This is a genomic window from Paenibacillus sp. JL3B1040 (assembly GCF_057063165.1).
In genome coordinates this window covers 5,762,351-5,786,937 of record NZ_CM169317.1, presented here as the reverse complement: position 1 = coordinate 5,786,937, position 24,587 = coordinate 5,762,351, and the positions used below count along the sequence as shown (strand labels likewise).

The 24,587-nt window shown below is 56.6% G+C and carries 20 protein-coding genes; 17 read left to right on the top strand and 3 right to left on the bottom strand.

Going from position 1 to position 24,587, the window contains the following annotated elements; translation table 11 throughout:
- Positions 1-81: 81 nt before the first annotated feature.
- The 13 genes from ACZF99_RS26550 (at position 82) to ACZF99_RS26490 (ending at position 15,428) form a co-directional block, all read left to right on the top strand.
- Positions 82-384, top strand: coding sequence for a MazG-like family protein (locus ACZF99_RS26550; protein WP_248550913.1), 303 nt, complete (start codon positions 82-84; stop codon positions 382-384).
- A gap of 6 nt (positions 385-390) precedes the next feature.
- Positions 391-1,311, top strand: a complete 921-nt coding sequence (locus tag ACZF99_RS26545; RefSeq protein ID WP_483607895.1) for a DUF2232 domain-containing protein — start codon at positions 391-393, stop codon at positions 1,309-1,311.
- An 11-nt stretch (positions 1,312-1,322) separates the two neighbouring features.
- Entirely contained in the window at positions 1,323-3,305 is a 1,983-nt protein-coding gene (locus ACZF99_RS26540) for a DHH family phosphoesterase (RefSeq protein ID WP_483607893.1), read from the top strand.
- A complete protein-coding gene (rplI, locus tag ACZF99_RS26535; RefSeq protein WP_483607891.1) occupies positions 3,302-3,745 on the top strand; it encodes a 50S ribosomal protein L9 in 444 nt (147 codons plus the stop codon). Before ACZF99_RS26540 ends, rplI begins: the two co-directional genes overlap by 4 nt.
- 1 nt (position 3,746) lies before the next feature.
- Positions 3,747-5,108: a replicative DNA helicase gene (gene dnaB, locus ACZF99_RS26530; protein WP_483607889.1), complete on the top strand. Its 1,362-nt coding sequence runs from the start codon at positions 3,747-3,749 to the stop codon at positions 5,106-5,108.
- Positions 5,109-5,474: 366 nt separating this feature from the next.
- Positions 5,475-6,761, top strand: coding sequence for an adenylosuccinate synthase (locus ACZF99_RS26525; protein ID WP_483607887.1), 1,287 nt, complete (start codon positions 5,475-5,477; stop codon positions 6,759-6,761).
- Positions 6,762-6,932: 171 nt separating this feature from the next.
- The gene (locus ACZF99_RS26520) at positions 6,933-7,643 is read left to right on the top strand and encodes a hypothetical protein (protein WP_483607885.1); all 711 of its coding nucleotides are present in this window, start codon (positions 6,933-6,935) and stop codon (positions 7,641-7,643) included.
- A 237-nt stretch (positions 7,644-7,880) separates the two neighbouring features.
- Complete coding sequence (locus tag ACZF99_RS26515) at positions 7,881-9,434, top strand: peptidoglycan DD-metalloendopeptidase family protein (protein ID WP_483607883.1); 1,554 nt, start codon at positions 7,881-7,883, stop codon at positions 9,432-9,434.
- A gap of 172 nt (positions 9,435-9,606) precedes the next feature.
- Entirely contained in the window at positions 9,607-10,320 is a 714-nt protein-coding gene (yycF, locus tag ACZF99_RS26510) for a response regulator YycF (protein WP_483607881.1), read from the top strand.
- 1 nt (position 10,321) lies between these two features.
- On the top strand, positions 10,322-12,145 hold the full coding sequence (gene walK, locus ACZF99_RS26505) for a cell wall metabolism sensor histidine kinase WalK (protein ID WP_483607879.1): 1,824 nt from the start codon (positions 10,322-10,324) through the stop codon (positions 12,143-12,145).
- Positions 12,142-13,569, top strand: coding sequence for a YycH family regulatory protein (locus tag ACZF99_RS26500; RefSeq protein ID WP_483607877.1), 1,428 nt, complete (start codon positions 12,142-12,144; stop codon positions 13,567-13,569). The genes walK and ACZF99_RS26500 overlap by 4 nt, the downstream gene beginning before the upstream one ends.
- 293 nt (positions 13,570-13,862) lie before the next feature.
- Positions 13,863-14,612 carry a two-component system regulatory protein YycI gene (gene yycI, locus ACZF99_RS26495; RefSeq protein WP_483607875.1) on the top strand — a complete coding sequence of 250 codons (750 nt, stop codon included), beginning with the start codon at positions 13,863-13,865 and terminating at the stop codon, positions 14,610-14,612.
- 9 nt (positions 14,613-14,621) lie between these two features.
- On the top strand, positions 14,622-15,428 hold the full coding sequence (locus ACZF99_RS26490) for an MBL fold metallo-hydrolase (RefSeq protein ID WP_483607873.1): 807 nt from the start codon (positions 14,622-14,624) through the stop codon (positions 15,426-15,428).
- 777 nt (positions 15,429-16,205) lie between these two features.
- On the opposite strand, the gene ACZF99_RS26485 is transcribed toward ACZF99_RS26490, so the two are convergent.
- Positions 16,206-17,603 carry a family 4 glycosyl hydrolase gene (locus ACZF99_RS26485; RefSeq protein ID WP_483607871.1) on the bottom strand — a complete coding sequence of 466 codons (1,398 nt, stop codon included), beginning with the start codon at positions 17,601-17,603 and terminating at the stop codon, positions 16,206-16,208.
- A gap of 140 nt (positions 17,604-17,743) precedes the next feature.
- Between ACZF99_RS26485 and ACZF99_RS26480 the strand changes: the two genes are divergently transcribed.
- Positions 17,744-18,625: a helix-turn-helix domain-containing protein gene (locus ACZF99_RS26480; protein WP_483607869.1), complete on the top strand. Its 882-nt coding sequence runs from the start codon at positions 17,744-17,746 to the stop codon at positions 18,623-18,625.
- A 19-nt stretch (positions 18,626-18,644) separates the two neighbouring features.
- Here the strand turns inward: ACZF99_RS26480 and ACZF99_RS26475 are convergent, their stop codons facing one another.
- Positions 18,645-20,417, bottom strand: a complete 1,773-nt coding sequence (locus ACZF99_RS26475; protein WP_483607867.1) for a sensor histidine kinase — start codon at positions 20,415-20,417, stop codon at positions 18,645-18,647.
- The gene (locus ACZF99_RS26470) at positions 20,414-21,184 is read right to left on the bottom strand and encodes a response regulator transcription factor (RefSeq protein WP_483607865.1); all 771 of its coding nucleotides are present in this window, start codon (positions 21,182-21,184) and stop codon (positions 20,414-20,416) included. The genes ACZF99_RS26475 and ACZF99_RS26470 overlap by 4 nt, the downstream gene beginning before the upstream one ends.
- Before the next feature lie 261 nt (positions 21,185-21,445).
- On the opposite strand from ACZF99_RS26470, the gene ACZF99_RS26465 reads away from it, so the two are divergent.
- Genes ACZF99_RS26465 through ACZF99_RS26455 form a run of 3 tightly spaced genes read left to right on the top strand, consistent with a single transcriptional unit; the run spans position 21,446 to position 24,572 of the window.
- Positions 21,446-22,801, top strand: a complete 1,356-nt coding sequence (locus ACZF99_RS26465; RefSeq protein ID WP_483607863.1) for an ABC transporter substrate-binding protein — start codon at positions 21,446-21,448, stop codon at positions 22,799-22,801.
- Between the two features lie 33 nt (positions 22,802-22,834).
- Complete coding sequence (locus ACZF99_RS26460) at positions 22,835-23,725, top strand: carbohydrate ABC transporter permease (RefSeq protein WP_483607861.1); 891 nt, start codon at positions 22,835-22,837, stop codon at positions 23,723-23,725.
- Between the two features lies 1 nt (position 23,726).
- Positions 23,727-24,572 (top strand): carbohydrate ABC transporter permease, encoded by an 846-nt coding sequence (locus tag ACZF99_RS26455; protein ID WP_483607859.1) that lies wholly within the window; start codon positions 23,727-23,729, stop codon positions 24,570-24,572.
- Positions 24,573-24,587 lie beyond the last annotated feature (15 nt).

Here is a 24,587-nt window from a genome sequence, read left to right as displayed (position 1 = left end):
GCTTCCGAAGCGAGTTTTGTGCGATGCTCTCTCGTGGAAGCCTTGCCCACAAAACTTATAGGAGGGTGGAAGCTGTCCGCCATGCAAAGGGAAATGGATGTGGCCAAACGTGCCAAGGTGATTGAATGGCTCAAAACGGAAGTAGTCGATCACGTATCCCGTTTGTTTAAGGCATTATGGGAAGGCAGCACGACACGGGTAACGGACAGTCTTGCCAGTCTGATTGTCAGCAGTTATATTCTGGGACGAAGACTAGGTGTATCCTATCGGGATATGGATGACAGCATCTTGGAAAAACTGAAAAAACATAAACAGGAGGGTCACCAGCTCGAGGACTGGTATCAAGATATCTCTACCCTGGAAGAACATATGCGTAAGAGGTGAACCCATTTGAAGTTACGCTGGACATCGGTGGCTTGGAGCGCCGCATATTTGCTGCTTCTGCTATCACTTGCTACTCCGCTTACCGTGATTACGATGTTTGTGCTCATCGTTCCGGGCATCTTGCTGTACACCACCTTATCGACAAGGGCGTTTCTCGTGCACGTGGCGGCGGTCTGGCTGGCGGCTTCGCTGATCTTCGGACCGGTCATTTTGCTGCAGGCCCTGTATTTTATCATTCCTTCGATCGTGATGGGCTATTTATATAAGAAAAGAAGCCCGGCCATCCGCACGGTGATGGCGGGAGCCGGCACGATTCTGCTGGAGTTTCTGCTGATCCTTCTGATCAGCACGGTCTTCTTCGATTTCAACCTGACCACCGCGATCGAGGACCTGGTCAACTCGGCCATGGCCCCGTTCACAAACGTCGCCGACAGCCCGCTGGCGGGCGGCATCGTCTGGTCGCCGGAGATGAGCCAGCAATTTTCCAGCCTGACGGTGCGGGTAATTCCGTTCACGATGATCGTCTGCTCGCTCCTGATCGCAGCGGTGGCCCACGCTGTTTCCCGGCCGACGTTGTCCAGCTTGGGGCATGCGGTACCGAAGCTGCCGCCGATCCGCGATTGGCGGCTGCCGCGTTCGCTGATTTGGTATTATCTGATTGGCGTGCTGTTGCAGTGGTTCGGCGGAGAAGCCGTACAGCAAGGGTTCATGGGCACGATCCTGCTGAATTTGATGCCGCTGCTGCAATTTTTCTTCATGGTGCAAACGGCAAGCTTTTTCTTCTTTGCGGCCTATCATCGCAGGTGGAATCCGGTCATTCCGATTCTGCTCATCGTGGCGATGCTGTTTATTCCGCCGCTGTGGATCGTGGGGATTTTGGACATTGCTTTTCCGCTACGTGACATGATTACGAGATCAAGACGATAGGGTGAGAAGGCATGCCGAATATATTGCAAAAACGTTGGTACGGTTACCAGACTGTATGGATGTTCATGCTTCAGTTGCTGCTCGTCATCTTCGTCTCCTACTTTAACTGGATTTTGGGGCTGGTTTGCTTATGTCTTGTCGGCGTGTTGACTTACAGCATGCTGCGGGCGGAGCGGCAGTTCCGCAAAGAGCTGATCCGCTACGTGACCGATTTGAACTATCGGATCAAACGGGTGGAAGGCGAGGCCGTCAGTAAGCTGCCTTTCGGTCTGATGCTGTACAGCGAGGAGCGGACGGTGGAATGGCATAACCATTTCGTGGCCGGCATGTACGGCAAGGAGTCCGTCGTGGGTCAGCCGTTGACCGAGCTGCTGCCGCAGCTTCCCGTGCCAAGCCGCGACAAGAAGGACGGGAGCGGCACCCGGACAACCGTGGAAACGAAGGTTGGGGAGCGTTACTACGAGCTAACCGTCGACGCCAACGAACGTCTGATTTACATTCACGATATGACGGAGCTGGCGGTGCTGCGCAGCCGGTACGAAGATGAACGCGCCGCGCTGGGCATCGTGTTGCTGGACAATCTGGACGAAGCGACCCAAGGCATGGACGATCAGCAGCGAACCGCCTTGATCGCCCGCGTGGCGACGGCGATTACGGAATGGGCCAAACAGTACCGCGTTTATCTGCGGCGGCTGTCCTCCGAGCGATATCTGATGATCCTGAATCAGAAATCGCTGGACGAACTGGAGCAAAGCCGGTTCGTCATCCTGGACGAGGTCCGCGAAATCACCGCGGACCTGAAGGTGCCGATTACGCTTAGCATCGGCCTCGCTTTCGGCGCCGAGCGCTTCAGCGAGCTGGGCGAACTCGCCCAGTCCAGCTTGGATATGGCGCTCGGCCGCGGGGGCGACCAGGCCGCCGTCAAGGCCGGTCAGCGGTTGTCCTTCTATGGCGGCAAATCCGGCGCCATAGAGAAGCGGACGCGCGTTCGCGCCCGCGTCATCGCGCATGCCCTGCGCGATTTGATGCAGGAGAGCGACCGCGTCATCATCATGGGCCATCGCGTGCCGGACCTCGACGTGATCGGCGCCTCCATCGGCGTGCTGAAGGCCGCCGATATGTACAAGGTCGAGGCCCACATCGTGCTGGATGGCTCGAACCCGGGCATCGAGCGCCTGATGGAGCGCATCGGCAAAGAAGAGGCCTTGGTCCGGCGGTTTATTTCCCCGGAGCAGGCCATGAATTTGATGACCGAGCACACGCTGCTTGTGCTGGTCGATACGCATAAGGCCTCGATCACGATGGAGCCGCGGCTGGTGGAGCAAGCGAGCCGAGTGGTTGTGGTCGACCACCACCGCCGCGGCGAGGAATTCGTGGCCGATGCGGTGCTCGTCTATCTGGAGCCTTACGCCTCCTCGGCCTGCGAGCTCGTCACCGAGCTGCTGCAGTACATTCACGAGAAGGTGGAGCTCAGCCCGCTGGAGGCGACGACGCTGCTCGCGGGCATCACCGTCGATACGAAGCATTTCGCGCTCCATACCGGCTCGCGGACGTTTGAAGCCGCCGCGTTCCTTCGCCGCAACGGGGCGGACACCGTGATGGTGCAGCGATTGCTGAAGGAAGACCTGCAGGAGTACATCGCCAAGGCCGACATCATTAAGCATGCCCGCATGATCCATGGGCATATCGCCTTGGCGGTGACGGAACCGAACCGCAAGATTCCCCAACTGCTGATTGCCCAGGTGGCGGATACGCTGCTGAATATGACCGGCGTACTCGCCTCGTTCGTGATCAGCGAGCGGCCGGACGGCCTGATCGGGATCAGCGCCCGATCGCTCGGGAGCATGAACGTGCAGGTGGTCATGGAGCGGCTCGGCGGCGGCGGTCATTTGACGAATGCGGCCGTACAATTGGAAGGAACCCAGGCGGAAGCGGAGAAGAAGCTGCTCGCCGTCCTGGATGAAATAGAGAAGGAAGAGGGGTTGTTCGAATGAAAGTGATCTTTTTGAAGGATGTCAAAGGCCAAGGGAAAAAAGGGGAAATTAAGGACGTTTCGGAAGGCTACGCACAAAACTTCCTGATGCCGCGCGGGCTGGTTCGTCCGGCGACGGAGGGCAACGTAAAGACCTTGGAGCAGCAAACGGCTGCCGAGCTGAAGCGCAAAGCCCAGGAGAAGGAAGAGGCGGTCCAGCTCGGCAAGAAGCTGGAGGAAATGACTGTACAGCTGAAAGCGAAAGCCGGCGAAGGCGGTCGTCTGTTCGGCGCGATTACCAGCAAGCAAGTCGCGGAAGCGCTGGAGAAGCTCGGCATAAAGCTGGATAAACGTAAAATCGAAATGCACGATCCGATCCGGACGCTGGGCGTCACGCAGGTGCCGGTGAAGCTTCATCCGGAAGTGAAATCGACGCTTAAGGTTCACGTCACGGAGGAATAAGATGAGCGGAGATCTGTTTTTTGACCGGATCCCCCCGCAAAACCTGGAAGCCGAGCAGGCGGTACTCGGGGCGGTACTGCTGCAGTCGGAAGCGCTCATTTCCGCGATGGAGCGGGTGCGGACCGAGGATTTTTACGATAAGCCCCATCAATTGATCTTTGAAGCGATGGTTCAGTTGGGCGAGGAAGGCAAGCCGATCGACCTCGTCACGTTGACCGCCAGGCTGAAGGACCGCGGCGAGCTCGAAGAGATCGGCGGCGTCAGCTACTTGGCCAAGCTGGCCCATGCCGTGCCGACGGCGGCCAACGTGGATTATTACGCGCGGATCATCGAAGAGAAATCGATGCTGCGGCGGTTGATCCGTACGGCGACGCAAATCGTCAGCGACGGTTATACCGGCGGCGAAGACGTGGCCGACATGCTCAGCGATGCCGAACGGCGCATTTTGGAGATCTCCAACCGCCGCTCGGGCAGCGGGTTCATCGCCATTCGCGACGTGCTGATGGAAGTGTTCGAACGCGTCGAGATGCTGCATCAGAACCGCGGAACGACCACCGGGATTCCGTCCGGGTTCGTCGATTTGGACCGGATGACGGCGGGATTCCAGCGCAGCGACTTGATTATTGTAGCCGCGCGCCCTTCCGTAGGTAAAACGGCGTTCGCCCTGAATATCGCACAGAACGTGGCGGTACGCGCCAAGGAGACCGTGGCGATCTTCAGTTTGGAGATGTCCGCGGCCCAACTGGTTCAGCGGATGATCTGCGCCGAAGCGAATCTCGACGCCAGCGTCATGCGGACCGGGGATTTCAAGAGCGATGACGATTGGTCGAAGCTGACGATGGGCATTGCCGCCTTGTCGGAAGCGGAGATTTATATCGACGACACCCCGGGGATCACGGTGGCCGATATCCGGGCGAAATGCCGACGGCTCAAGAAGGAACGCGGCCTGGGCATGATCGTGATCGACTACCTGCAACTGATTCAGGGCCGGGGCAAACCCGGCGAGAACCGGCAGCAGGAGGTCTCGGAAATTTCCCGGACGCTCAAGCAGATCGGCCGGGAGCTGGAAGTGCCGGTCATCGCCTTGTCCCAGTTAAGCCGGGGCGTCGAGCAGCGACAGGACAAGCGGCCGATGATGTCCGACCTTCGGGAATCCGGTTCCATCGAGCAGGACGCCGATATTGTGGCGTTTCTGTACCGGGACGATTACTACAACCAGGAGACGGAGAAGAAGAACATCATCGAAATCATTATCGCCAAACAGCGGAATGGCCCGGTCGGGACGGTCGAGCTGGTGTTCCTGAAGAACTTCAATAAGTTCGCCAATTATGAGCGGGCGCACGCCGATGCCTTTGCGGGTTGACACGGTGCGGCATTCCGGACCACAAACCAGGACTCATTTTAAATCAACATGAAGTACCGAATTCTAAGGGCTGACGGAATGCGTCGCCCTTTTTTGCTGCGTTCCATTTAGTAATTCCGAACATTTGTAAAAATAGATAGAATTATCGTTCGCTTTTCAATTTGACTTTGAAAATAGAGACTGTTAAACTGGTATTGCTGCGTTAAAGCAATAGATCGACCGCGGTTTGACGTCAGCTCGCGTTTGTTAGTCGCGTACAACAAGATGAAATGTCACGTCGGCCTAAGGTTTGCAGGAAGCAATCGGAAGGCTGTCTTTTGCAATGTTCAAATACAGGTGCTTGACGCACCGGGCGGGGGAATGTACATGTCAACGGTAGTCGTTGTAGGAACGCAATGGGGAGACGAAGGTAAAGGAAAAATCACGGATTTCTTGGCGGAAAGCGCCGATGTGGTGGCCCGTTATCAAGGCGGTAACAACGCCGGTCACACCATTCTTATCGACGGCAAGAAGTACAAACTCACCTTGATTCCGTCAGGCATCTTCAATCAAAATAAACGTTGTGTCATCGGGAATGGCGTGGTGATTAACCCGGCCGCGTTGATCGAGGAGATCCACTACGTGGAAGAGAACGGATTCAGCGCGAAAAACCTGGTCATCAGCGACCGGGCGCATGTCATTTTGCCGTATCATTTGGTGCTGGACACTTTGGAGGAAGAACGTAAGGGTGACAACAAGATCGGGACAACCCGCAAGGGGATCGGACCGGCTTATATGGATAAAGCCGCCCGCAGCGGCATTCGGATCGCCGATTTGCTGGATGCGGAGGAGTTCGAGAGCAAGCTGCGTCAGATCATGAAGGAGAAGAACCATCTGATCGAGACCGTCTACGGCGGGCAGCCGCTCGACGTGGAGGAAGTGTTGCAGCAGTACCTGGAGTATGCGGAAATCATTCGGCCTTACGTAGCCGATACGTCCGTGATCTTGAACGAGGCGATCGATGCGGGCGAGAAGGTATTGTTCGAAGGGGCGCAAGGCGTTATGCTCGACATCGACCAAGGCACCTATCCGTTCGTGACGTCGTCCAATCCGTCGGCAGGCGGGGTCTGCAACGGCAGCGGCGTGGGGCCTACGAAAATCCATCAGATCATCGGCGTGGCCAAGGCGTACACGACCCGTGTCGGCGACGGTCCGTTCCCGACCGAGCTGTTCGATGAAGTGGGCGACATGATCCGCGAAACCGGCCACGAATACGGCACGGTAACCGGCCGTCCGCGCCGGGTGGGCTGGTTCGACAGCGTCGTTGTCCGCCATACGCGCCGCGTCAGCGGGTTGACGGGCCTGTCCCTCAACTCCCTGGACGTGCTGACCGGGCTGAAAACCGTGAAGATCTGCACCGGTTATAAGTACCGCGGCGAGATCATCACCCACTACCCGGCCAGCCTGAAAATGCTCGCCGAATGCGAAGCGGTGTATGAAGAAATGCCGGGCTGGTCGGAGGACATTTCCGGCGCGAAAACGCTGGAGGATCTCCCGGAGACGACGCGCAATTACGTCCGTCGCGTGTCCGAGCTCACCGGCGTGCCGATCGCGATTTTCTCGGTAGGCCGCAACCGCAGCCAAACCAACCAAGTGCTGCCGATTTACGAATAAGCAAATCATAGACGATATCGCTATAACCGAGCCGCTGATAGAGGATGGGAACATCGCTCTGCCGGCGGCTTCTTTTTCCGGTTTTGGCCCTTAGCCAAGGTTGAAATCTCGTTTCGCCGTCCATACTGGTGGTTGAGAGACTAGATTCTTAGGCGGTAGGAGGACAAAACGATGAAATGGCTCGGATGGATCTTGAAATTATGCGTAACGATCGTAGCGGTCAGCTTATTGACCGTTGCAACGACGGGATACATCGTCAATTCGTACATCCAATCGTTAATGAGCAGTTATAACCTTCCGATGACCGGGCAGGCCCCCGGCTTTGGCGGGATCGTGAAGGGGATGCTGGGGTTCGGCGGCGCTGCGGGCCACGTAGACCAAGCGGAGGGACAAGGCGATCAAAACGGCAGCGACTCCGTCACCGACACCAATTCGGGTAAGGCCGGGGATGAATCGGACGGCGCGTCCGGCCGCGGCGGGTCGAGCAATGGAACCTCTGATGGACCGGCGACGGAAAACGGCGGGAACCCGGCCGACGGTAACGGTACGGGAGTAAACGAAACGGATGCCGATACGGATGCGCCGGAGGACGCGTTGCCGGTTATGGGCGGGATGAGTGGCGGTGAGGCCTTGGGCGAGGACCAGAAGGTGGTGGTTACACCGGACGATCTCGTGGCCAAGAAGCAAGAACTGCCCGACCAGCAGAAGGAGGAGATTTTTGCGATCCTCATGAAGAAGCTGCCGCAGGAGGACATGCAAATATTGACCGTCGCCTTGGAAGGCGGACTGACCGAGGCGGAAATGATCAACATCGAGCAAATGCTGTCCAAGCATTTGGACAAGACGGAATACGCCAAGGTTATGGAATTGTTAAAAAAATAACGCCAAATTGCTCATTTTAGGCAATGTCAGCGTTATCATTCACAGGATTGTAAATTTAAAAAGTTGGCCCGGATGCCGCGAACATCGCGAGAACCCGCTTCGTAAGCGGGTTATTTGCATTTGGGCCGAAGGTTGAAAACCGTTGCCCCGCTGTGTTAAAGTAAACAATAGCGGCAAAAGGTTAAAATTTTGAAACTATTTTAAGTCGAATCGAGTCGATTAATAAAGGAGATCGGTATGAAAGGTTTTACGGGAAAACATTGGCAGCTGTGGCGCGGTGACGCTTCTCAGACGCAAGAGCAACACAGCCGCCCGGAAAACGATTCAGAGATATCCGAACCGGAGAGCGGGCGAGGATGGCCCAATCTTCTTAAATCCCGCAAGATCGCCCTGACCGGGGCCGCCGTCGTATTGATCGCCGGTACGGTCTATTTGGCAGGGCAACAATATGTTAAGGCGAATACGGTATCGTATTACCGGGTATACGTTGGCGGGAAGGAAATTGGCACGATCGCGAGCGAATCGCAATTAAAAGCTCTGATTGAACGCAAAGAGCAGGAATATAAACAGAAATATCCGGAGGTGGAGATGGCGGTCAATACCGAGGTCATCACCACCAAACCGGAGCAAGCCTACAAAGCTGAGGTCGCTGCCGAATCGACGCTGAACGAGTTGTACGGCATGCTAACCGGCTATGCCAAAGGCGTGGAGCTGAAGGTGGACGGCAAAGTGATCGCCGTCGTGAAGGATCAGGCGGCGGCCCGGGAAGTTCTGGAGCGGGTCAAAGCGCAATATGCGCCGGAACCGGACGTGGCCGCCAGCACGCTGGCCGTCAAAGTGAAACGGACCGGCGGAAGTGCGTCGGCAGGGGCCAAAACGAAGGCTTCCAGCTCGACGCTGGAAACGGTGGAGATTGCCGAAAACGTGGCGCAGGGTGAGGTCAAATCGGATCCCAACAAGGTGATAAGCTCCGAGGAAGCCGTGCGGAAGATCCTCCAAGGGGATGAAGCAGCGATTCAATATGAGGTACAGGAAGGGGACACGATCTCGTCGATCGCGGCTCGTTTTGATGTGTCTCAGGAGGAATTGTTCGCGAATAACCCGGGGGTTGAAGAGCTGACGCTGCAGATTGGAACGCTGCTGAACGTGAAGGCGTTCCAACCGGCGCTGACGGTTCGCACGGTGGAGCACGTAACGGAGGAGATCGTCACCGAACCGCAAGTGATCGTCAAGACGAACGCCAGCATGCGGGCCGGGGAGACCAAGGTAATTTCGCCGGGCGCCAGCGGTCTGAAAACGATGGAGTACCGGATCACGAAAGAAAACGGCTTGGTCGTGGATGAAGAATGGTTAGGCCAAGAGGTGACGAAGAAATCGGCGCCGAAAATCGTTGTGCGCGGCACGAAGGTCGTGCTGGGCGAAGGAACTGGGCAGTTCGCCTGGCCGGTCGCCAGCGCCAAGATGACCAGCAGCTATGGCGAGCGATGGGGGCGTACGCATAAAGGGATCGACCTCGTGTCCTCGAAGCGCAACATTCTCGCCGCCGATGACGGGGTGGTTTCGTTTGTTGGGACGAAGACGGGTTACGGCAACGTGATCATCATCGACCACAAGAACGGTTATGAAACGTTGTACGGCCATCTGAGCAAGATCAGCGTAAAGAAAGGCCAAGTCGTCGAGAAGGGCGATAAAATCGGCGTCATGGGCAGCACCGGGCGCTCGACCGGCACGCATCTGCATTTCGAAATCCACAAGAACGGGAGCGTTCAGAACCCGATGAAATATCTATAAGGCTATTCCCGCAGCCCGTGAGGGAGGCGGGCTTTTTTTTGTCTCTCCCCTTATTTACCCCAACTGGCGTGCTGTCAATCGTTACCGGATCCGCGGATAGCTGATGCGGCGTCGGATATGGTAAGATAGAGGGAGCAAAAGCCCATGGCTGAAAGTTGGGGTGACCTGATTCATGCAAGGAAAAATTCTGGTCGTGGATGACGAGAAACCCATTGCGGATATTTTGAAATTCAACTTGGAAAAAGAAGGGTACGAGGTTGTGCTCGCTTTTGACGGGATCGAAGCGACCCGGCTGGCGTTCTCCGAACAACCGGACCTGATCCTGCTCGATTTGATGCTGCCCGGCAAAGACGGGATGGACGTGTGCCGGGAGGTACGGGCGAAGCTCGAAACGCCGATCATCATGCTGACGGCCAAGGACGGGGAGATCGACAAGGTGCTGGGGCTGGAGCTGGGCGCCGACGACTACGTGACCAAGCCGTTCAGCACACGCGAGTTGCTGGCCCGGGTCAAGGCGCAGATGCGTCGTCAGCAGAAGGCGGCGGCCGAAGGCGCGGAGGAAGCGAAGCAGGGCATCAGCTTGTTCGAACTGTTCATCGACACGGACATGTACACGGTCCATAAGAACGGCGAACCGCTGGACCTGACGCACCGGGAGTTCGAGCTTGTGCATTACCTGGTCAAGAACGCCGGCAAAGTCATGACTCGCGAACACCTGCTGCAAGCGGTATGGGGCTTCGAGTATTTCGGCGACGTCCGCACGGTGGACGTGACGATTCGCCGGCTGCGCGAGAAGATCGAGAAGGATCCGAGCAAGCCGGAGTACATTTTGACGCGGCGGGGTTTGGGGTATATGATGCGGAGCTCCAAGGCGGGTGGACTCTAGGATGAATCTGCCCTCCTTTTTCCGCACGATCCAGGCCAAACTGATCATCATTTACGTGCTGCTGATCCTGATCGCGATGCAGCTGATCGGGGTGTATTTCGTGAGCGCGATGAAAACCTCGCTGACCAGCAACTTCACCAAGGAGCTGCAGGAGCGGGCGGAGCTGCTCTCCGTACTGGCGGCGCAAAACCTGGGCGTGACCGGAGAGTCGGCGGAGGAATCGCTGGACAACCTGCGCGTGCTGGTCAACAACCTGTTTAATATCGGCGGGGCGGAGATTCAGGTGCTCGATGCGAGCGGCAAGGTACTGACGACGTCCAAGCCGTCGCATGCCGATTACGTCGGCACGAAGAATACGCAAACGGTCGTGAGCCGGGCCCTGCAGGGCATTCGCGACAATGAGGAATACATCATCGATGAGGATAACGTCCGCAAGAAGGTTGTCGCCAAACCGGTGGTCAGCGGCGGGAAAATCGTCGGCGCCATTTACATCGCGGCGTCGATGAGCGAGTTGTACAGTACGATGGAGCGGATTAATAATATTTTTATCTCCGGGATCTTGTTGGCGCTGGGGTTGACGGCGGTGCTCGGCGTCATTTTGGCCCATACGATCACGTCGCCGATTAAGGAGCTGACCCGGCGCGCAACCGCGGTAGCCGAAGGGGAGTTCCACCAGAAGATGCCCGTGCTCGGCAACGACGAGATCGGGCAGCTCAGCAAGGCGTTCAACTACATGACCAGCCGGCTGCGCGATGCGCTGGCGCAGAACGAGGAAGAGAAGGAGAAGCTCGCTTCGATTCTCACGAACATGAGCGACGGGGTGATCGCGACGGATGAGACCGGCCGGGTGATCCTGATGAACCGGCGCGCCAGCGAGATGCTGGGGACGCCGGATACGACTCTTGATCGGGCCGATATCATGTCGCTGCTGCATCTGCCGGATGAGGAGAGGGATGTGCTGGAGCAAGGCACGATGCACTCGACGATTCTCGAAAATACCGGGCCGGACGGCGACGTCTTCCTGATCCGGGTGACGTTTACGCCCATTCATCGGCGGGAAATCGGGATCATCGGTACGATTGCCGTGCTTCAGGACGTTACCGAGCAGGAGAAGCTGGAGGCGTCGCGGCGGGAGTTCGTGGCCAACGTGTCGCACGAGCTGCGAACGCCGCTGACGACGATCAAAAGTTACACGGAGGCGCTGGAGGACGGCGCGCTGGAGGATCCGGAGCTCGGGCCGCGGTTCGTGTCCGTCATCCAGAACCAGACCGAGCGGATGATCCGCCTCGTCACCGATTTGCTGCATCTGTCGCGCTTCGATTCCCAGGAAGCTCAGTTGCGCAAGCAGCCGACGAATGTAATGGAGATGCTGGAGGAGGTGGCCGACCGGTTTTCTTTTCAAATGCAGGAGAAGGGGATCAAGCCTACGCTGTTTATCGCCAGCGACGTGGACGCGGCCTGGATCGATCGCGACCAGATCGACCAGGTGCTGGACAACCTGATCTCCAATGCGATGAAGTATACGCCGGAGGGCGGCGCCATCACGCTGGAAGCGCGCTTGACCGAAGACCGTCAGTTGGCGATTTCGGTGCAGGATAACGGGATCGGGATTCCGAAGAAGGATCTGGACCGGATTTTTGAACGTTTTTACCGCGTCGATAAGGCGCGTTCGCGGAATATGGGCGGGACGGGCTTGGGCTTGTCCATTGCCCGGGAAATTGTGCGGGCCCACGGCGGGACCATATCCCTGCAGTCGGAATTCGGTAAAGGCACCAAGGTTACCTTTACATTGCCGGCCGAGAAGCAAGGAGGCGAAGCGCAGTGAAGGAGAGGGTTAAATCGCTGGCGCTGGCCTTGCTGGTCGCGTGCAGCCTGGTGCAGAGTTATTTTCTGATCTATCAATTGCCGGGGAGCAATCCGGTGGTTAAATCGGAGAGCGACTACATCCGCACGGAGAACATGGGGACGACCCTGGAGGCGGATGCGCTGCTCTTCCCGGCGCAAATCGCCGTGCATATGGGCGAAGAGCGGCACACCGTATTTTACCCGGACTCGACGTTCTACAATTTGATCTACAACCGGCTGAAGGGCCGTCAGTTCGACGGGTTTCAGCGGTACGACATTGACAATATCAACTGGTCGGACATTCGCGCCAAGGATATCGGCGTTGAGCTGGTATTCGGCGGGGGCGTTCCGGTCGAGCTGCTGCAGAAAGTGATGCAGATTGAGCCGGATCCGCTGTTCGACGCGGAAAACGTCAACCGGCTGCTGATTTATAACACGGGAGCCGATGACCAGGTGCGCGTCTTCTTCTTCAGCTCGCGCGGCGACGTCGTGTACGAAGCGACCAAAGCCGACTTGACGGTGCAGGACGTGCAGCAGCAGGTCGATTTCGGCAAGGATTGGGTGCCGTATACTTTGACCGATGGCTATTATATCCCCGAGGAGCCGATCGATCTGGTTGAAACCGGCTTGAACATCGGGTTGTATACGACGGAGCAGATGCAGAGCTTGTTCTTTGACCCGAGCATCACCCGCTATATCCGGGAAAAAGACGGCTCCGAAATATACACGGACAGTAAACGCAGCCTCCAGGTCAAGCAAAACCGGAACTGGATCAACTACACCGATCCGGCCGCTCCATCGGCAGGCGAGAACAGCCCGAGCAAGAACGTGCTGTCCGCGATTGATTTCGTCAACCAGCACGGGGGCTGGAACGGGAAATACCGATTGGAGCAAACGAGCGACGGCATCGAGGAAGACCAGCAGCGGGTGGTGTTTCAGCAGTATTACGGGACCGGACAGTTTGGCGCCTTTCCGATCATCGATCTGCCGACGTTCCATTACGGGGCGATCACGCTTGAAATGCGCCAAGGCACGATCACCGGCTATGAGCGGTCCTTGATATACGGTTCCGGCGGCAGTTGGGAGAAGAAGGTCGTTACCCTGCCGGGCGGCAAGGCGCTGCGGGAGAGCATTGCGGCGCTGAAGGCGGAGGCGCGCATCGCCAGCTTGTATCCGGCGTACCTGCCGTCGCTCACCGACAAGGGCCTGCTGCTGAAGCCGACGTGGGTCGTCGAACTCAGCAACGGCGCAACCCGGGTGCTGAGCCTGGGGGCGGTGGAGAAGGTGGGTGCGGGTACGGATGAGGGGACCCGCGCCGAAAGTGATGCTGGTACAGGTACGGGTACTAGTGCTGGTGCTGGTACTGGTATTGGTGCTAACGCTGATACTGACGCTGGTAGGTAAACTGTTGCAAATGCAAAGGAGTAACCTTAGTAGCCTAATAGCTTCTTCCGCGCTCCAAGTCACTTCTAACGGACTCAGGTGACGTTATTGATCCAAAGTTGTTGGGTTCCTCGCGCTAACAGACCCAGGAGACGTTATTTGGCTAGGGCGATCGCAATTTGTTGCCATAGGGTGCGAATAAGGTCTCTGGAGTCCGGTAGGCTGGGAAATCGCCGGGAAATACAGCATTAACGTTACTACGGTCCGTTACGGTAAACGATGGTGGCTAAATCCGAACGAAAGGGGGATGAATCATGGATTGGGGTCGGGCGAAGAATGTGATGATTTACGCTTTTTTGCTGCTGAATCTGGTGCTGAGTTATCAGCTGTGGAACGATCTGCGCGAGCAGGCCGACTCCAACCTGGATATCACCGCCCTGGAATATAATACGCAACTGGCGATGGAAGAGAAGAACATTCGCGTGCTCGCCAAAATACCGTCGGAAACGCCGGAGCTGCCGAAGATCGCCTATCGGTTTGTGGAAGATGCGCAAACCGGCAAAATGACCGACCTGCCGGTGCCGGTCGACAGCAGGCTGATTTTTTCGCCGCGGGATTTGGCGGCCGCGCTGAAGGACAGCCTGCCGGATCTCGGCGATTACCGGTATGACGAAGCGGTAAGCAGCTCGGACGTGTTTGTGCTGCATCCGCTGGTCGACGGGAAATGGCCGCTTTTCAAAATCGAGCTTAAGCTGTTGGGTAGCAATCAGAAGATCATTTCGTACCAGCGCCGGGCGATCGAGATCAGCTATCCGGAGGAGGAGAAGCCGCAGCGCGTGCTCTCGGCCTCGAAGGCGCTCGGCAACCTGATCGAGAACTTTCTGCCGGAAGGCTCGGTCGTGACCGAGGTCGAGCTGGGCTATTACGGCGAGGTGTTCGATTCGGACGCCCATCTGCCGGCCGTACCGGCATGGCGCTTTATGCTGGAGAGCGGCAAGGAGTATTACGTGCAAGGGATCAGCGGCGATGTCATCAGTCCGAACACAGAGAAGACGAAGGAGTAATGGGAGATTATGGGGATCCAATTTTCGGTGCTGTCGAGTGGTTCGACAGGCAATGCAACGCTCGTTGCGAACGGGGAAGTGACGCTCATGATCGATGCCGGCTTCAGCGCCAAACGCATCGACGAGTTGATGATGGAGCGCGGGGTGACCGGAGCGGAGCTGACGGGCATTCTCGTCACGCATGAGCATTCGGACCATATCAAGGGCTTAGGTGCGGTGGCGCGAAAATACAATCTGCCGATCTATGCGAACGAGAAAACGTGGGCGGCTATGGAAAAAGCGATCGGAAATCTCGCGGATGACCAGCGCTGTATTCTGGGCACCGGGGAAACCCGCGATTTCGGCTCGCTCCGCGTGGAGTCGTTCGCCATCTCGCATGACGCCGCCGAGCCGGTGGGCTACAACTTCTACGACGGCAAGGAGAAGCTGAGCGTCTGCACCGACCTCGGGTACGCCAGCGACAAGGTGAAGGAAGCGATCTGTGACGCCGACGTGCTGGTGCTCGAGGCGAACCACGATATCGAGATGCTGCGGATGGGACGTTACCCGTGGAACATCAAGCGGCGCATTCTCGGCGATCTGGGCCACCTGTCCAACGACGCGACCGGGGAGCTGATGAGCGAGATCCTGAACGGCCGCCTGAAGCGGACATATCTGGCCCATCTCAGCCGCGAGCACAATATGCTCGACTTGGCCAAGATGTCCGTACGCGAAGCTATGGAGGACCGCGGCTGCTTCTTCAGGGACAGCGAGTTCAAGCTCTGCGAAACATATTACGACCGGCCAACGCCGTGGGATGTGTTGAGCGAGCGGTAGGTGGAAAGGCTGCCGGGGATGCCGAACTCCCGTGCGGTCTTTTTTGTTGTGCGCCCGGCATGGGCGATAATGAGTAGAACGATCCGGCCTTATTTTTCAATAAATCGTGCAAAAAGTAGCTACTAGTTCATTGCACACGTTGGTAGAGGGAGAAGATTGGGCATGGTATGCGGTAGGGTGGAGGAGGGAAGTAGCGTTCCAATCGAGTGGCATCGGACGGCTAGGAGGCAAGACGAAGTGGAAAAAGCACATCTATTTCGAGCGAAAAGTGAAATATTGAGGGAACTAGTTGGAAATCCTCCACTTATTTTGCCTATTTATAGCCGTTTACAGGGAAATCCCCACAATTTGGGTGTAGAAAATCCACTTAGCGTCTGCCGATGGTCTAAATGGAACAGATTGAAGTGGAAAATTTCCAATTAGCATGGCAATTTCCAACAAGTCGATCCTCTGCTGCAGTTAGAAGCCCGGGCGTACAAGCAGGTCAAGCGCAACCACGGAGCGCCTGGGATCGATGGGATGACCGTCGTGTCGAGGCGGCGTTGCCGTGGCTGCGGGAACACAGAGACGAGCTTCTGCAAAAGTATCGTGAAGGAAGCTGCAGGCCAAGTCCGGTACGGCGCAAGGAAATCCTCAAACCAGATGGATCCGGCGAATCGGCCTGCAGAGCGTTTACGTCAATTGCATTCTTAAGCGGTTGAACCGCCGTGTACCGAATGGTACCTACGGTGGTGTGGAAGGTCGGCTACCCAACTAATGGGTAGCCTCCTATCCGATCTACAATTCCCACCCCGGCAAATACGCCTTGGTGTTGTTCAGCATCGTCGTGAACAGCTCCTCCGCTTGGTCCGGCGTGAGGCCGGAGAGCAGCGGGTCGTTCATGAAAGCGCGGAAGGCCAGATCGCGGTCTTTGGTAATGGCCGCCTTGAGAATGGCTTCCTGGTTATAGACGTGACGGGTAACGAGATTGTTGATGTCCTCCGGCAGGCTGCCCGCCAGCACCGGCTGGACGCTGTCCGCGCCGAACACGGCGTTCGTCTCGACGACGGCGCCGAGCGGCAGCGAGGCCATCTGGCCGCGGTTCGGCAGGTTGACGTTAGTGATCAGCGGGGCGCTGGCGCCGGTCAAGCTGCGCAGCATGGCGATGCCTTCCTCGCCGCTGGATTTGAGCGAGAACGTCTCTTCGCCGGAGACGAGCCTACGGCTGCGTTCGCGCAGCTTCTGCAGGTTGTCGATCCGCCAGGCAACGGTCGTCAGGCCGAATTTCCACTGCTTCACGTGCTCGGGGCTGCTCAAGTACCAGGTATTCGGCATGAATTCGGCCAGATGGCGGTCACCGGCGGCGGCGATCAGCCCGAAGCGGCGGAACAGGTCGAAATGGATGCGATTCGCCGACGTAAAGCTGTTGTTCATCCAGTGGTCTTTTTGCCCATGCGCGCTAAAGCCTTCTTCGGCATACTTCTCGGTAAAAGCCCGGTAGATCGGAAACAGGTCGGTGCCGCGGTAGGAAGCCCGGTCCAGCCAGGTGAAATGATTGATCCCCAGCACGTTCACTTCGATATCCTGACGGCGGACATCGGTTAGCCCCTCCATGTCCTGCAACATTTCGGCGAGCAGCTCCTGGGTGCCGAAGACCTCATGGCAGCAGCCAAAGGCTTTGATGCCCGGGAACACCTTGTACAGGGTGCGGGTCAGCACGCTCATCGGGTTCGTGTAGTTGATGACCCAAGCGTTCGGCGCGTGGTCACGGATCGCTTCGGCGATCTCCACGTACATCGGAATGCTGCGCAGCGCGCGAATCGCGCCGCCCGGGCCGACGGTGTCGCCGACGGACTGGTAGACGCCGTAGGCTTCCGGCGCATGCACGTCCGACCGCATTTCCTCGAACGTTCCGGGCAGGATGGAGATGATCACGAAGTCGGCGCCCTTCAACGCCTCCGGCAATGTCTTCACGGCCTCGTAGCGCCAGCGTCCCACCGCATCGGGATGGTCCTGTAAGCGGTTACCAATCGTCTCATTCGCTTGAGCCGCCGGATAGTCGATATCGTATAAAGCTACATGCCCCGAAAGCGCCGGTTCCAAAGCCAAATCGCTCATCAATCCCCAGGCCCAGCCGCGTGAGCCGCCGCCGATATAAGCAATTTTTAAATTTTTGACCGTTGTTGCTTCTTGCATTTCTCGTTCACTCCCTTGAATGATGTTACAATAAACATAGAGCAAAAATAGAAAAGTTACCGCACGAATTTTGTTGATTTGGACCGTTACTCTACATTTTTTGCTGTCTTGAGACGGGGGTTGTAAGGGAGGGAAGCGAAATGACGATGGAGGGACAATTGGAACCGATTCGCCGGGCGCTGTTCATCGAGGCGGCCAAGCAGCCGGGACGGTTCTCGATGGAGGGGCAGCATTTTCACGATGCTTGGGAAATTTATTATCTCGTGTCCGGGGAACGGTGTTATTTCATCAAAGATCAAATCTACCGCATTTGCGCGGGTGACCTGGTGCTGGTCCCGATCAATGCGCTGCACAAAACATCGCCTTCGGGGAAGCTGTCGCAGCCCCACGAGCGGCTGCTGGTGAACTTCCGCACGGAGGCGGTGAGCACGCTGCTACCGGGAAGGGTAGAAGAGTTGGAGCAACTCTTCGAAAAATACCCGGTCCTGCGGTTAAACGCCGAGGAGCAGCAACTCGTGCAGCCGCTGCTGGCGCGGCTGCTGACGGAGCAGAAGCAGCAGGTCAGCGGTTACGAGGATTACTGCCGATTGCTGCTGGCCGAACTGCTGCTCACCCTGCTCCGCATGGCGAAGGGACGGCCGAGCCACGATGGGGAAGAGGGGGGCGGCAAGCGCTCTTACCGGGAAATCGCCGAAGTGGCCCGGTACATCAACGCGCACTACGATGAGAACCTCAGCCTGGGCGAACTGGCCGGCCGCTTTCATCTCAGCCCGTATTACCTCAGCCATATTTTCCCCCGGGTCACGGGGCTGACGCTGGTCGCCTACATCAACCGCGTCCGCATTGAGGAAGCCTGCGCGCTGCTGCGCGAGACGGAGCTGCCCGTGACCGACATCGCGTACCGCGTCGGTTATCAAAGCGTGACCCACTTCGGCCGCGTGTTCAAGAAGGCCAAGCTCGTGTCGCCGCAAGTCTATCGGCGGGAGCAGCGGATGTTTAACGGAAACAACCGGGCGCGGTAAATGGGCGGTTCGCCAGCCCTCACTCGCGTTCGGCCGGTGGCCGCTTCTCGATAGCGGGCACGGTCAACTCCACCATCGTGCCAAATCCCGGCTTGCTGCGTATCCGGAAGGTAAATTCGTTCTCGTAGGTCAGTCTTAACCGCTTGCACGTGTTGTACAGACCGACATGTTCGGTCCGCTCCTCGTCGGAATACAGCCGCCGGGTGAGCTCGCTCAACTCTTCCGGCGGGATGCCGCAGCCATTGTCGATCACGGTAATGCTCAGTTGATCCTTCCCTCGTTTGAACTTCACCTTAATCAGGCCTTGTCCGTCTTTTTCCTTGATGCCGTGATAGATGCTGTTCTCGACCAAAGGCTGCAAGACCAGCTTGATCGTGTACAGACGGGTAATTTCCTCCTCATAGTCGAACCGGACGTCGAACTTGTTGTTGTACCTTTTTCGCTGAATATTCACGTAACTGACGGTGTTGGCGATTTCTTCGCCCCAGGTGACGACTTTGGTCGGGTCGCTGAACGAGTAGGAGAGGATGTCGGACAAGTCCTCGATCATTTCGCTGGCTTTGTTCGGTTTGCCGGTCAGGGCAACGGACTCCCAGTACACCGAATGAAGCGTATTGTACAGGAAATGCGGATTGATCTGCGATTGCAGCGCAAGCAGCTCCATGACCTGAAGGCGGTATTTTTTCTCCAGCAGTTGGGTTTTGATGTACCGGTGCTCGATGAAATGCGTGATCATGTTCCGGATGATGTAGGAGTATTCGTCCCTTACTTTCAAAGGCGGCTTCAGCGGCACGCGGTTGTCGTCGGCGGATTTGATCAGCGTTCGGATCATATTGAGCTGCTTGTAGTTGCGGCGGATCAGGTAATAGGTCAACGCGAATCCGCAGGCAACCGAGACGGCGACGAACACCAGGGTATAGTTCAAAATACGCGTCGGCGTTTTGTAGAGCTCGCGGTGGGGGATGACCGACACGTATTTCCACTTGTACCGTTCGGACTCGACCTTGGTCACATTCACCTTGCCCTGCGGCGTGTCCATATCGAAGAAAGACGCCGGATTGCCGGCGATCGTCAGAATCTCCGTCTCCTGCAGCCGCCCGCCGTGGCGGTTGGAGAAAATCACGTGGTTCTCTTCGTCCAGTACGAATAATTGCTGATCCGGGTATTTCGTGATGTCGTCCAAAATGCTCTCGATATACTTCGGCCGGATGTTCAAAATGATAGCGATCTTCTGCGGCACCAGGACGTTATAGAAAGTGACGATCGGCGTCGCGTCCGACTCGAAGTCGTAGAATTTGACGGATCGGCGCGAAGTCCACTTGGCGGGCAAGCCTGAATAGTCCATAAAGGCCTCGTACCAGGCGGTATCGTAAAAATGATCCAACGTCACCAGCCCGCCCACCGACGATAAAAAGCGTTGATAGGGGTTGTCGACGTACAGGTAAAAGGACTGGATGTACGGCTTGGAGCTGGTGAACCCGTTCAGGTAGCTGGAGATGATCCGGTATGAGACCGAACTTTCGTAAGTGTAATACGGATTTTTCAGCACGGCCGACACCTCGTTGAAAATCGCCGTATTGTCGTACAGCGCCAGATACAGCGTATCGAGCTCGTTCAGGATCATTTCCAGCTGGGTTTGCGACTGGTGGAGCAGAAAGCTGCTGTTCTGGTTGATGTCCTTTTTGATATCATGCTGCGCGGTCAGGAAGGACAGCGAGCCGAGCAGGACGATAGGCACGAGCAGCGGAACAAGGAAAGCCGTAAGCTGCTTGACGAAGTACTTTTCCCTCATAAGCTTGCGGCGCCGTTCCGGTATTCGCTGGGCGTCAGGCCATAATAGCTTTTGAACGTTCGCGTAAAGTTTTTGGCGTTACTGTAGCCGACCATTTCGCTGATTTCGTAGGTTTTGTAGCTCACGTCCCGGAGCAGGCTGACGGCCGTCTCCATCTTCTTTTGCAGCAGGTAGTCAGAGAAATTCTGCCCGGTCTTCTGCTTGAAGAAAAAACTCAGGTAGTTGGCGTTCATGTGCACGAGCCGGGCCGCTTCCTCGAGCGAGGCGTCTTTATAGTTGGTTTTGACGTATTCTTTAATTTTCTGAATGATCAGGCTTTCGCTCCCTTGGCCAAGGGATGGGGCCAAATTCGGCGCCGGCTCGGATCCCGGCTTCTCCGCAGCCGCTTCCGCATCCATCTCCTCCTTGATTTTACCGAAGACGTCCAGGAGTACGTGGTATTTGGCTGGCTTGAGCACGTAGTTCTTGACCCGGTAATGCAGGGCTTGCTGGGCATATTCGAAATCCCGGTAGCCGCTGAGAAAGACCATTTTGATATGACGCTGGTGGTTGTACAACTGCTCGGCCAGCTCGACCCCGGACATGACCGGCATTTTGATGTCGGTCAGCACGATATCGACACGTTCGCCTTCGGCGATCAACCGGAGCGCCTCCCGCCCGTTATTCGCCTGACCAACGACCTGGAAACCCACTTCGTTCCACGGAAAATAACTCGACAGCGCTTCGCGCGTTTCCGCTTCGTCATCCACAATCAACAGGTTGTACATTCTCTCACCCGGCTCCTATGAATTAAATGTAACGGCTTACACCAATTATAGCAGATCGCTGGAAAATGATTGTAAGCGATTTAACACTAGCGTGAAAATAGCTGAAAAAACGATTCTTTTTACAATTTGAGGATACCTTGGGCGAAAATTGCGCGAAAAATGATACCTTTTTCTAAGAGCAGCTACCTTATCGGGCGACGGGATTCGACTTTATACTAAAAGCGCTTACAAATTTATGGTTGTTAAAGGGGAGAATGAATGATGAGAAGAAAAAAGATGTGGTCGCTTGGCCTGGCCATGGCACTCCTTCTTGCGCTCTTGAACGGCTGTTCTTCCGGGGGAAACGACAAGGCGGTTCCTTCCGGCAATAATGGAAATTCCGAAAAGGGCGGGGCCGCGGGCGAGCAGGTGACCTTGCGCTTCAGCTGGTGGGGCGGCGAGGACCGCCATGCGGCTACGCTGGAGGCGATCGAGGCGTACAAGAAAATCGCGCCAAACGTCACGATCGAAGCGGAGTACCAGGGCTTTGACGGGTACGAGCAAAAGATCAAAACCCAACTGACCAGCGGCACTTCGGCCGACATTATTCAGTTGGACCTGCCGTGGGTGCAAGAGCTGGTGACGAAAGGGGACTTCTTCGTTGATCTGAAGACGACGGGGGATTTCGATGCCACCGGGTTCGACCCGACATTTCTGGACAACTTCGGCGTTTATGACGGCAAGCTGGTGGCGGTGCCGACTGGTGTCAACGCCTACTGCTTGATCATCAACAAGACGCTGGCCGACCAGCTTGGCATCCCGACGGATATTCAATGGGATTGGGATGCGCTTTATGAGCATGGCAAGAAACTGCATGAGGCCGATAGCGGCAAATACCTGCTGCTGGCCGACCATGCGGCGTTAACCCAAGATTTTCGCACGATGCTGAAGCAGCGTACGGGCGAGCAATGGATCAAAGACGATTACACGGTCGGCTTTACGAAAGAGGACGCCGCGGCCAGCTTCGAATGGCTGCAGAAAGCAATGGATGCCGGCGTGTATCAACCGATTGGCGAAGCCGATTTGTTCTTCGGCAAGCTCGACCAGAACCCGAAGTGGATCAATCAGGAAATGCCGATGACTACTTCGATGAGCAGTACCCTGCCAACGTTGAAAACGGTACTTCCGGAGGGAACCGAAATCGTGACGGCGCTGCCGGCGATCGCCAAGGATGCCAAAAACACCGGCGTGGTCGTCCGTCCGTCCCAGCTGATCGCTGTCAGCAAGAAGAGCCAACATCAAGAAGAGGCCGTGAAATTCCTCGATTGGTTGATGACCGATCCGGAAGCGGCGGTCATTTTGGGCGGGGTCCGCTCGATTCCGCCAGTGAAATCTTCGCAGCAGGCCGCCGTGGAAGCGGGTAAAATCGATGCGGTGATCACGAATGCGGTTGAACTGGGGCTGGAGAACGCGGGGCTTGTGGATAACAGCATCTCCAACAACTCGGAGGTCTCCAAAATCCTGGAGGATGTCATTCAGAAGGTGAGCTATAACAAAGCGACGCCGGAACAGGCCGCCGACGAGCTGATCGCCAGCTTAACGTCCAAATTGGCCGAAATCAAAGACCGTACCCAATAAACAGGTTTTACGGTAGGAGGGGAGGGGTCCGCCATGATCAAACGCAAACGGAACTATCAGTATGTCGGACTGCTGTACATTTCGCCATGGATCATCGGGTTGCTGCTGCTCCAGTTGTATCCGTTCTTGTCTTCATTTTATTACTCGTTTACGAATTACAACATGGTCAGCGCCCCAGTTTGGACCGGGTGGGACAATTACGTCAAGATTTTCACGGGGGACCCGGAGTTCTATCAGTCGCTGAAGGTCACCGGCATTTACGTCGTGCTGGCCGTCCCGGTCAAGCTGGCTTTCGCTTTGTTTATCGCCATGCTGCTAAGCGCGAAGCTGAAAGGCATCAACTTCTTCCGCACGGTATATTATCTCCCCTCCATTCTGGGGGGGAGCGTGGCGGTCTCCGTTCTGTGGCGCTTTCTGTTCATGAAGGAAGGCGTCGTCAACGCCCTGTTGGCCCGGCTTCATCTGGGCCCGGTCGATTGGCTGGGGAGTCCGGACGTTGCCCTGTATACGCTTGGCCTGCTGACCGTTTGGCAGTTCGGCTCTTCGATGGTGCTGTTTCTGGCCGGCATCCAGCAGATTCCGAGCGAATTGTACGAAGCCGGATCGATCGACGGCGCTTCGAAAACGCGGATGTTCTTCAAAATCACCGTGCCGCTGCTTACGCCGATCGTGTTGTTCAACCTGGTCATGCAGATGGTCAATGCGTTCCAGGAGTTCACCGGGGCGTTTGTCATTACCGGCGGCGGACCGCTGAAATCAACATACTTGTACGCGCTCAAGCTGTACGAGGAAGCTTTTACCTTCTTCAATATGGGGTATGCATCGGCGTTGTCCTGGGTGCTGTTCCTGATCATCATGGGCGTGACGGCGGTTATTTTCAAGAGTTCGGGCAGTTGGGTGCATTACGAGGATGGGGGGCGATGACATGAGAGCAGGCGGAACGTTAAAAAGATCGTGGCCGAATTACTTGTTTCTGATTGCATTGGGTTTCATCATGGTTTATCCGCTCTTGTGGCTGTTCGCCTCCTCGTTCAAGACGAATGCCGATATTTTCGGCTCCACCAAGCTGCTGCCGAGCAGCTACGTGTGGGACGCGTACGCGCTGGGCTGGCAGGGCACGGGCCAATACGGGTTCCAGGATTTCTTCGCCAACACGTTTATCCTGGTTGTGCCGACCGTGTTGTTTACGATCCTTTCGAGCGTGGTTGTGGCGTACGGGTTTGCTCGTTTCCAGTTCCCGCTGAAGACGCTGCTGTTCTCCATCATGATCGCCACCTTGATGCTGCCGAACGCTTCGATCATGATTCCCCGCTACATTTTGTTTAATAAGCTGGGGTGGCTGGATTCGTACCTGCCGTTCATCGTCCCGGCGGCCTTTGCGACAAGCGCGTTTTTCGTCTACCTGATGATCCAGTTCATCCGCGGCTTGCCGCGGGACCTGGACGAAGCGGCGACGATCGACGGGTGCAACTCGTTTACGGTGTTGACCCGGGTGCTGCTGCCGCTGTGTAAGCCGGCGATCTTCTCGGTGGGGATCTTCCAGTTCATGTGGACGTGGAACGACTTCTTCAACTCGATCATCTACATTAGCAGCGTACGGAAATTTACCGTATCGCTGGGGCTGCGCTTATCCCTGGACGCCTCCTCGGCCGTCTCCTGGAACCAGGTCATCGCGATGTCGGTCGTCAGCATCGTGCCGTGCATCCTGCTGTTCTTCTTTGCCCAGAAATACTTTGTCGAGGGCATCTCGACGACGGGGTTGAAGGGGTAGGGGCCGCGCTGACTT

Coding starts and splice junctions, on each gene's coding strand:
- ACZF99_RS26540 (WP_483607893.1), top strand. CDS start 1,323: ATGCCGAATATATTGCAAAAACGTTGGTACGGTTACCAGACTGTATGG.
- yycI (WP_483607875.1), top strand. CDS start 13,863: ATGGATTGGGGTCGGGCGAAGAATGTGATGATTTACGCTTTTTTGCTG.
- ACZF99_RS26465 (WP_483607863.1), top strand. CDS start 21,446: ATGAGAAGAAAAAAGATGTGGTCGCTTGGCCTGGCCATGGCACTCCTT.
- yycF (WP_483607881.1), top strand. CDS start 9,607: ATGCAAGGAAAAATTCTGGTCGTGGATGACGAGAAACCCATTGCGGAT.
- rplI (WP_483607891.1), top strand. CDS start 3,302: ATGAAAGTGATCTTTTTGAAGGATGTCAAAGGCCAAGGGAAAAAAGGG.
- ACZF99_RS26460 (WP_483607861.1), top strand. CDS start 22,835: ATGATCAAACGCAAACGGAACTATCAGTATGTCGGACTGCTGTACATT.
- ACZF99_RS26485 (WP_483607871.1), bottom strand. CDS start 17,603: ATGCAAGAAGCAACAACGGTCAAAAATTTAAAAATTGCTTATATCGGC.
- ACZF99_RS26515 (WP_483607883.1), top strand. CDS start 7,881: ATGAAAGGTTTTACGGGAAAACATTGGCAGCTGTGGCGCGGTGACGCT.
- ACZF99_RS26520 (WP_483607885.1), top strand. CDS start 6,933: ATGAAATGGCTCGGATGGATCTTGAAATTATGCGTAACGATCGTAGCG.
- ACZF99_RS26490 (WP_483607873.1), top strand. CDS start 14,622: ATGGGGATCCAATTTTCGGTGCTGTCGAGTGGTTCGACAGGCAATGCA.
- walK (WP_483607879.1), top strand. CDS start 10,322: ATGAATCTGCCCTCCTTTTTCCGCACGATCCAGGCCAAACTGATCATC.
- ACZF99_RS26470 (WP_483607865.1), bottom strand. CDS start 21,184: ATGTACAACCTGTTGATTGTGGATGACGAAGCGGAAACGCGCGAAGCG.
- dnaB (WP_483607889.1), top strand. CDS start 3,747: ATGAGCGGAGATCTGTTTTTTGACCGGATCCCCCCGCAAAACCTGGAA.
- ACZF99_RS26455 (WP_483607859.1), top strand. CDS start 23,727: ATGAGAGCAGGCGGAACGTTAAAAAGATCGTGGCCGAATTACTTGTTT.
- ACZF99_RS26475 (WP_483607867.1), bottom strand. CDS start 20,417: ATGAGGGAAAAGTACTTCGTCAAGCAGCTTACGGCTTTCCTTGTTCCG.
- ACZF99_RS26550 (WP_248550913.1), top strand. CDS start 82: ATGCAAAGGGAAATGGATGTGGCCAAACGTGCCAAGGTGATTGAATGG.
- ACZF99_RS26525 (WP_483607887.1), top strand. CDS start 5,475: ATGTCAACGGTAGTCGTTGTAGGAACGCAATGGGGAGACGAAGGTAAA.
- ACZF99_RS26480 (WP_483607869.1), top strand. CDS start 17,744: ATGACGATGGAGGGACAATTGGAACCGATTCGCCGGGCGCTGTTCATC.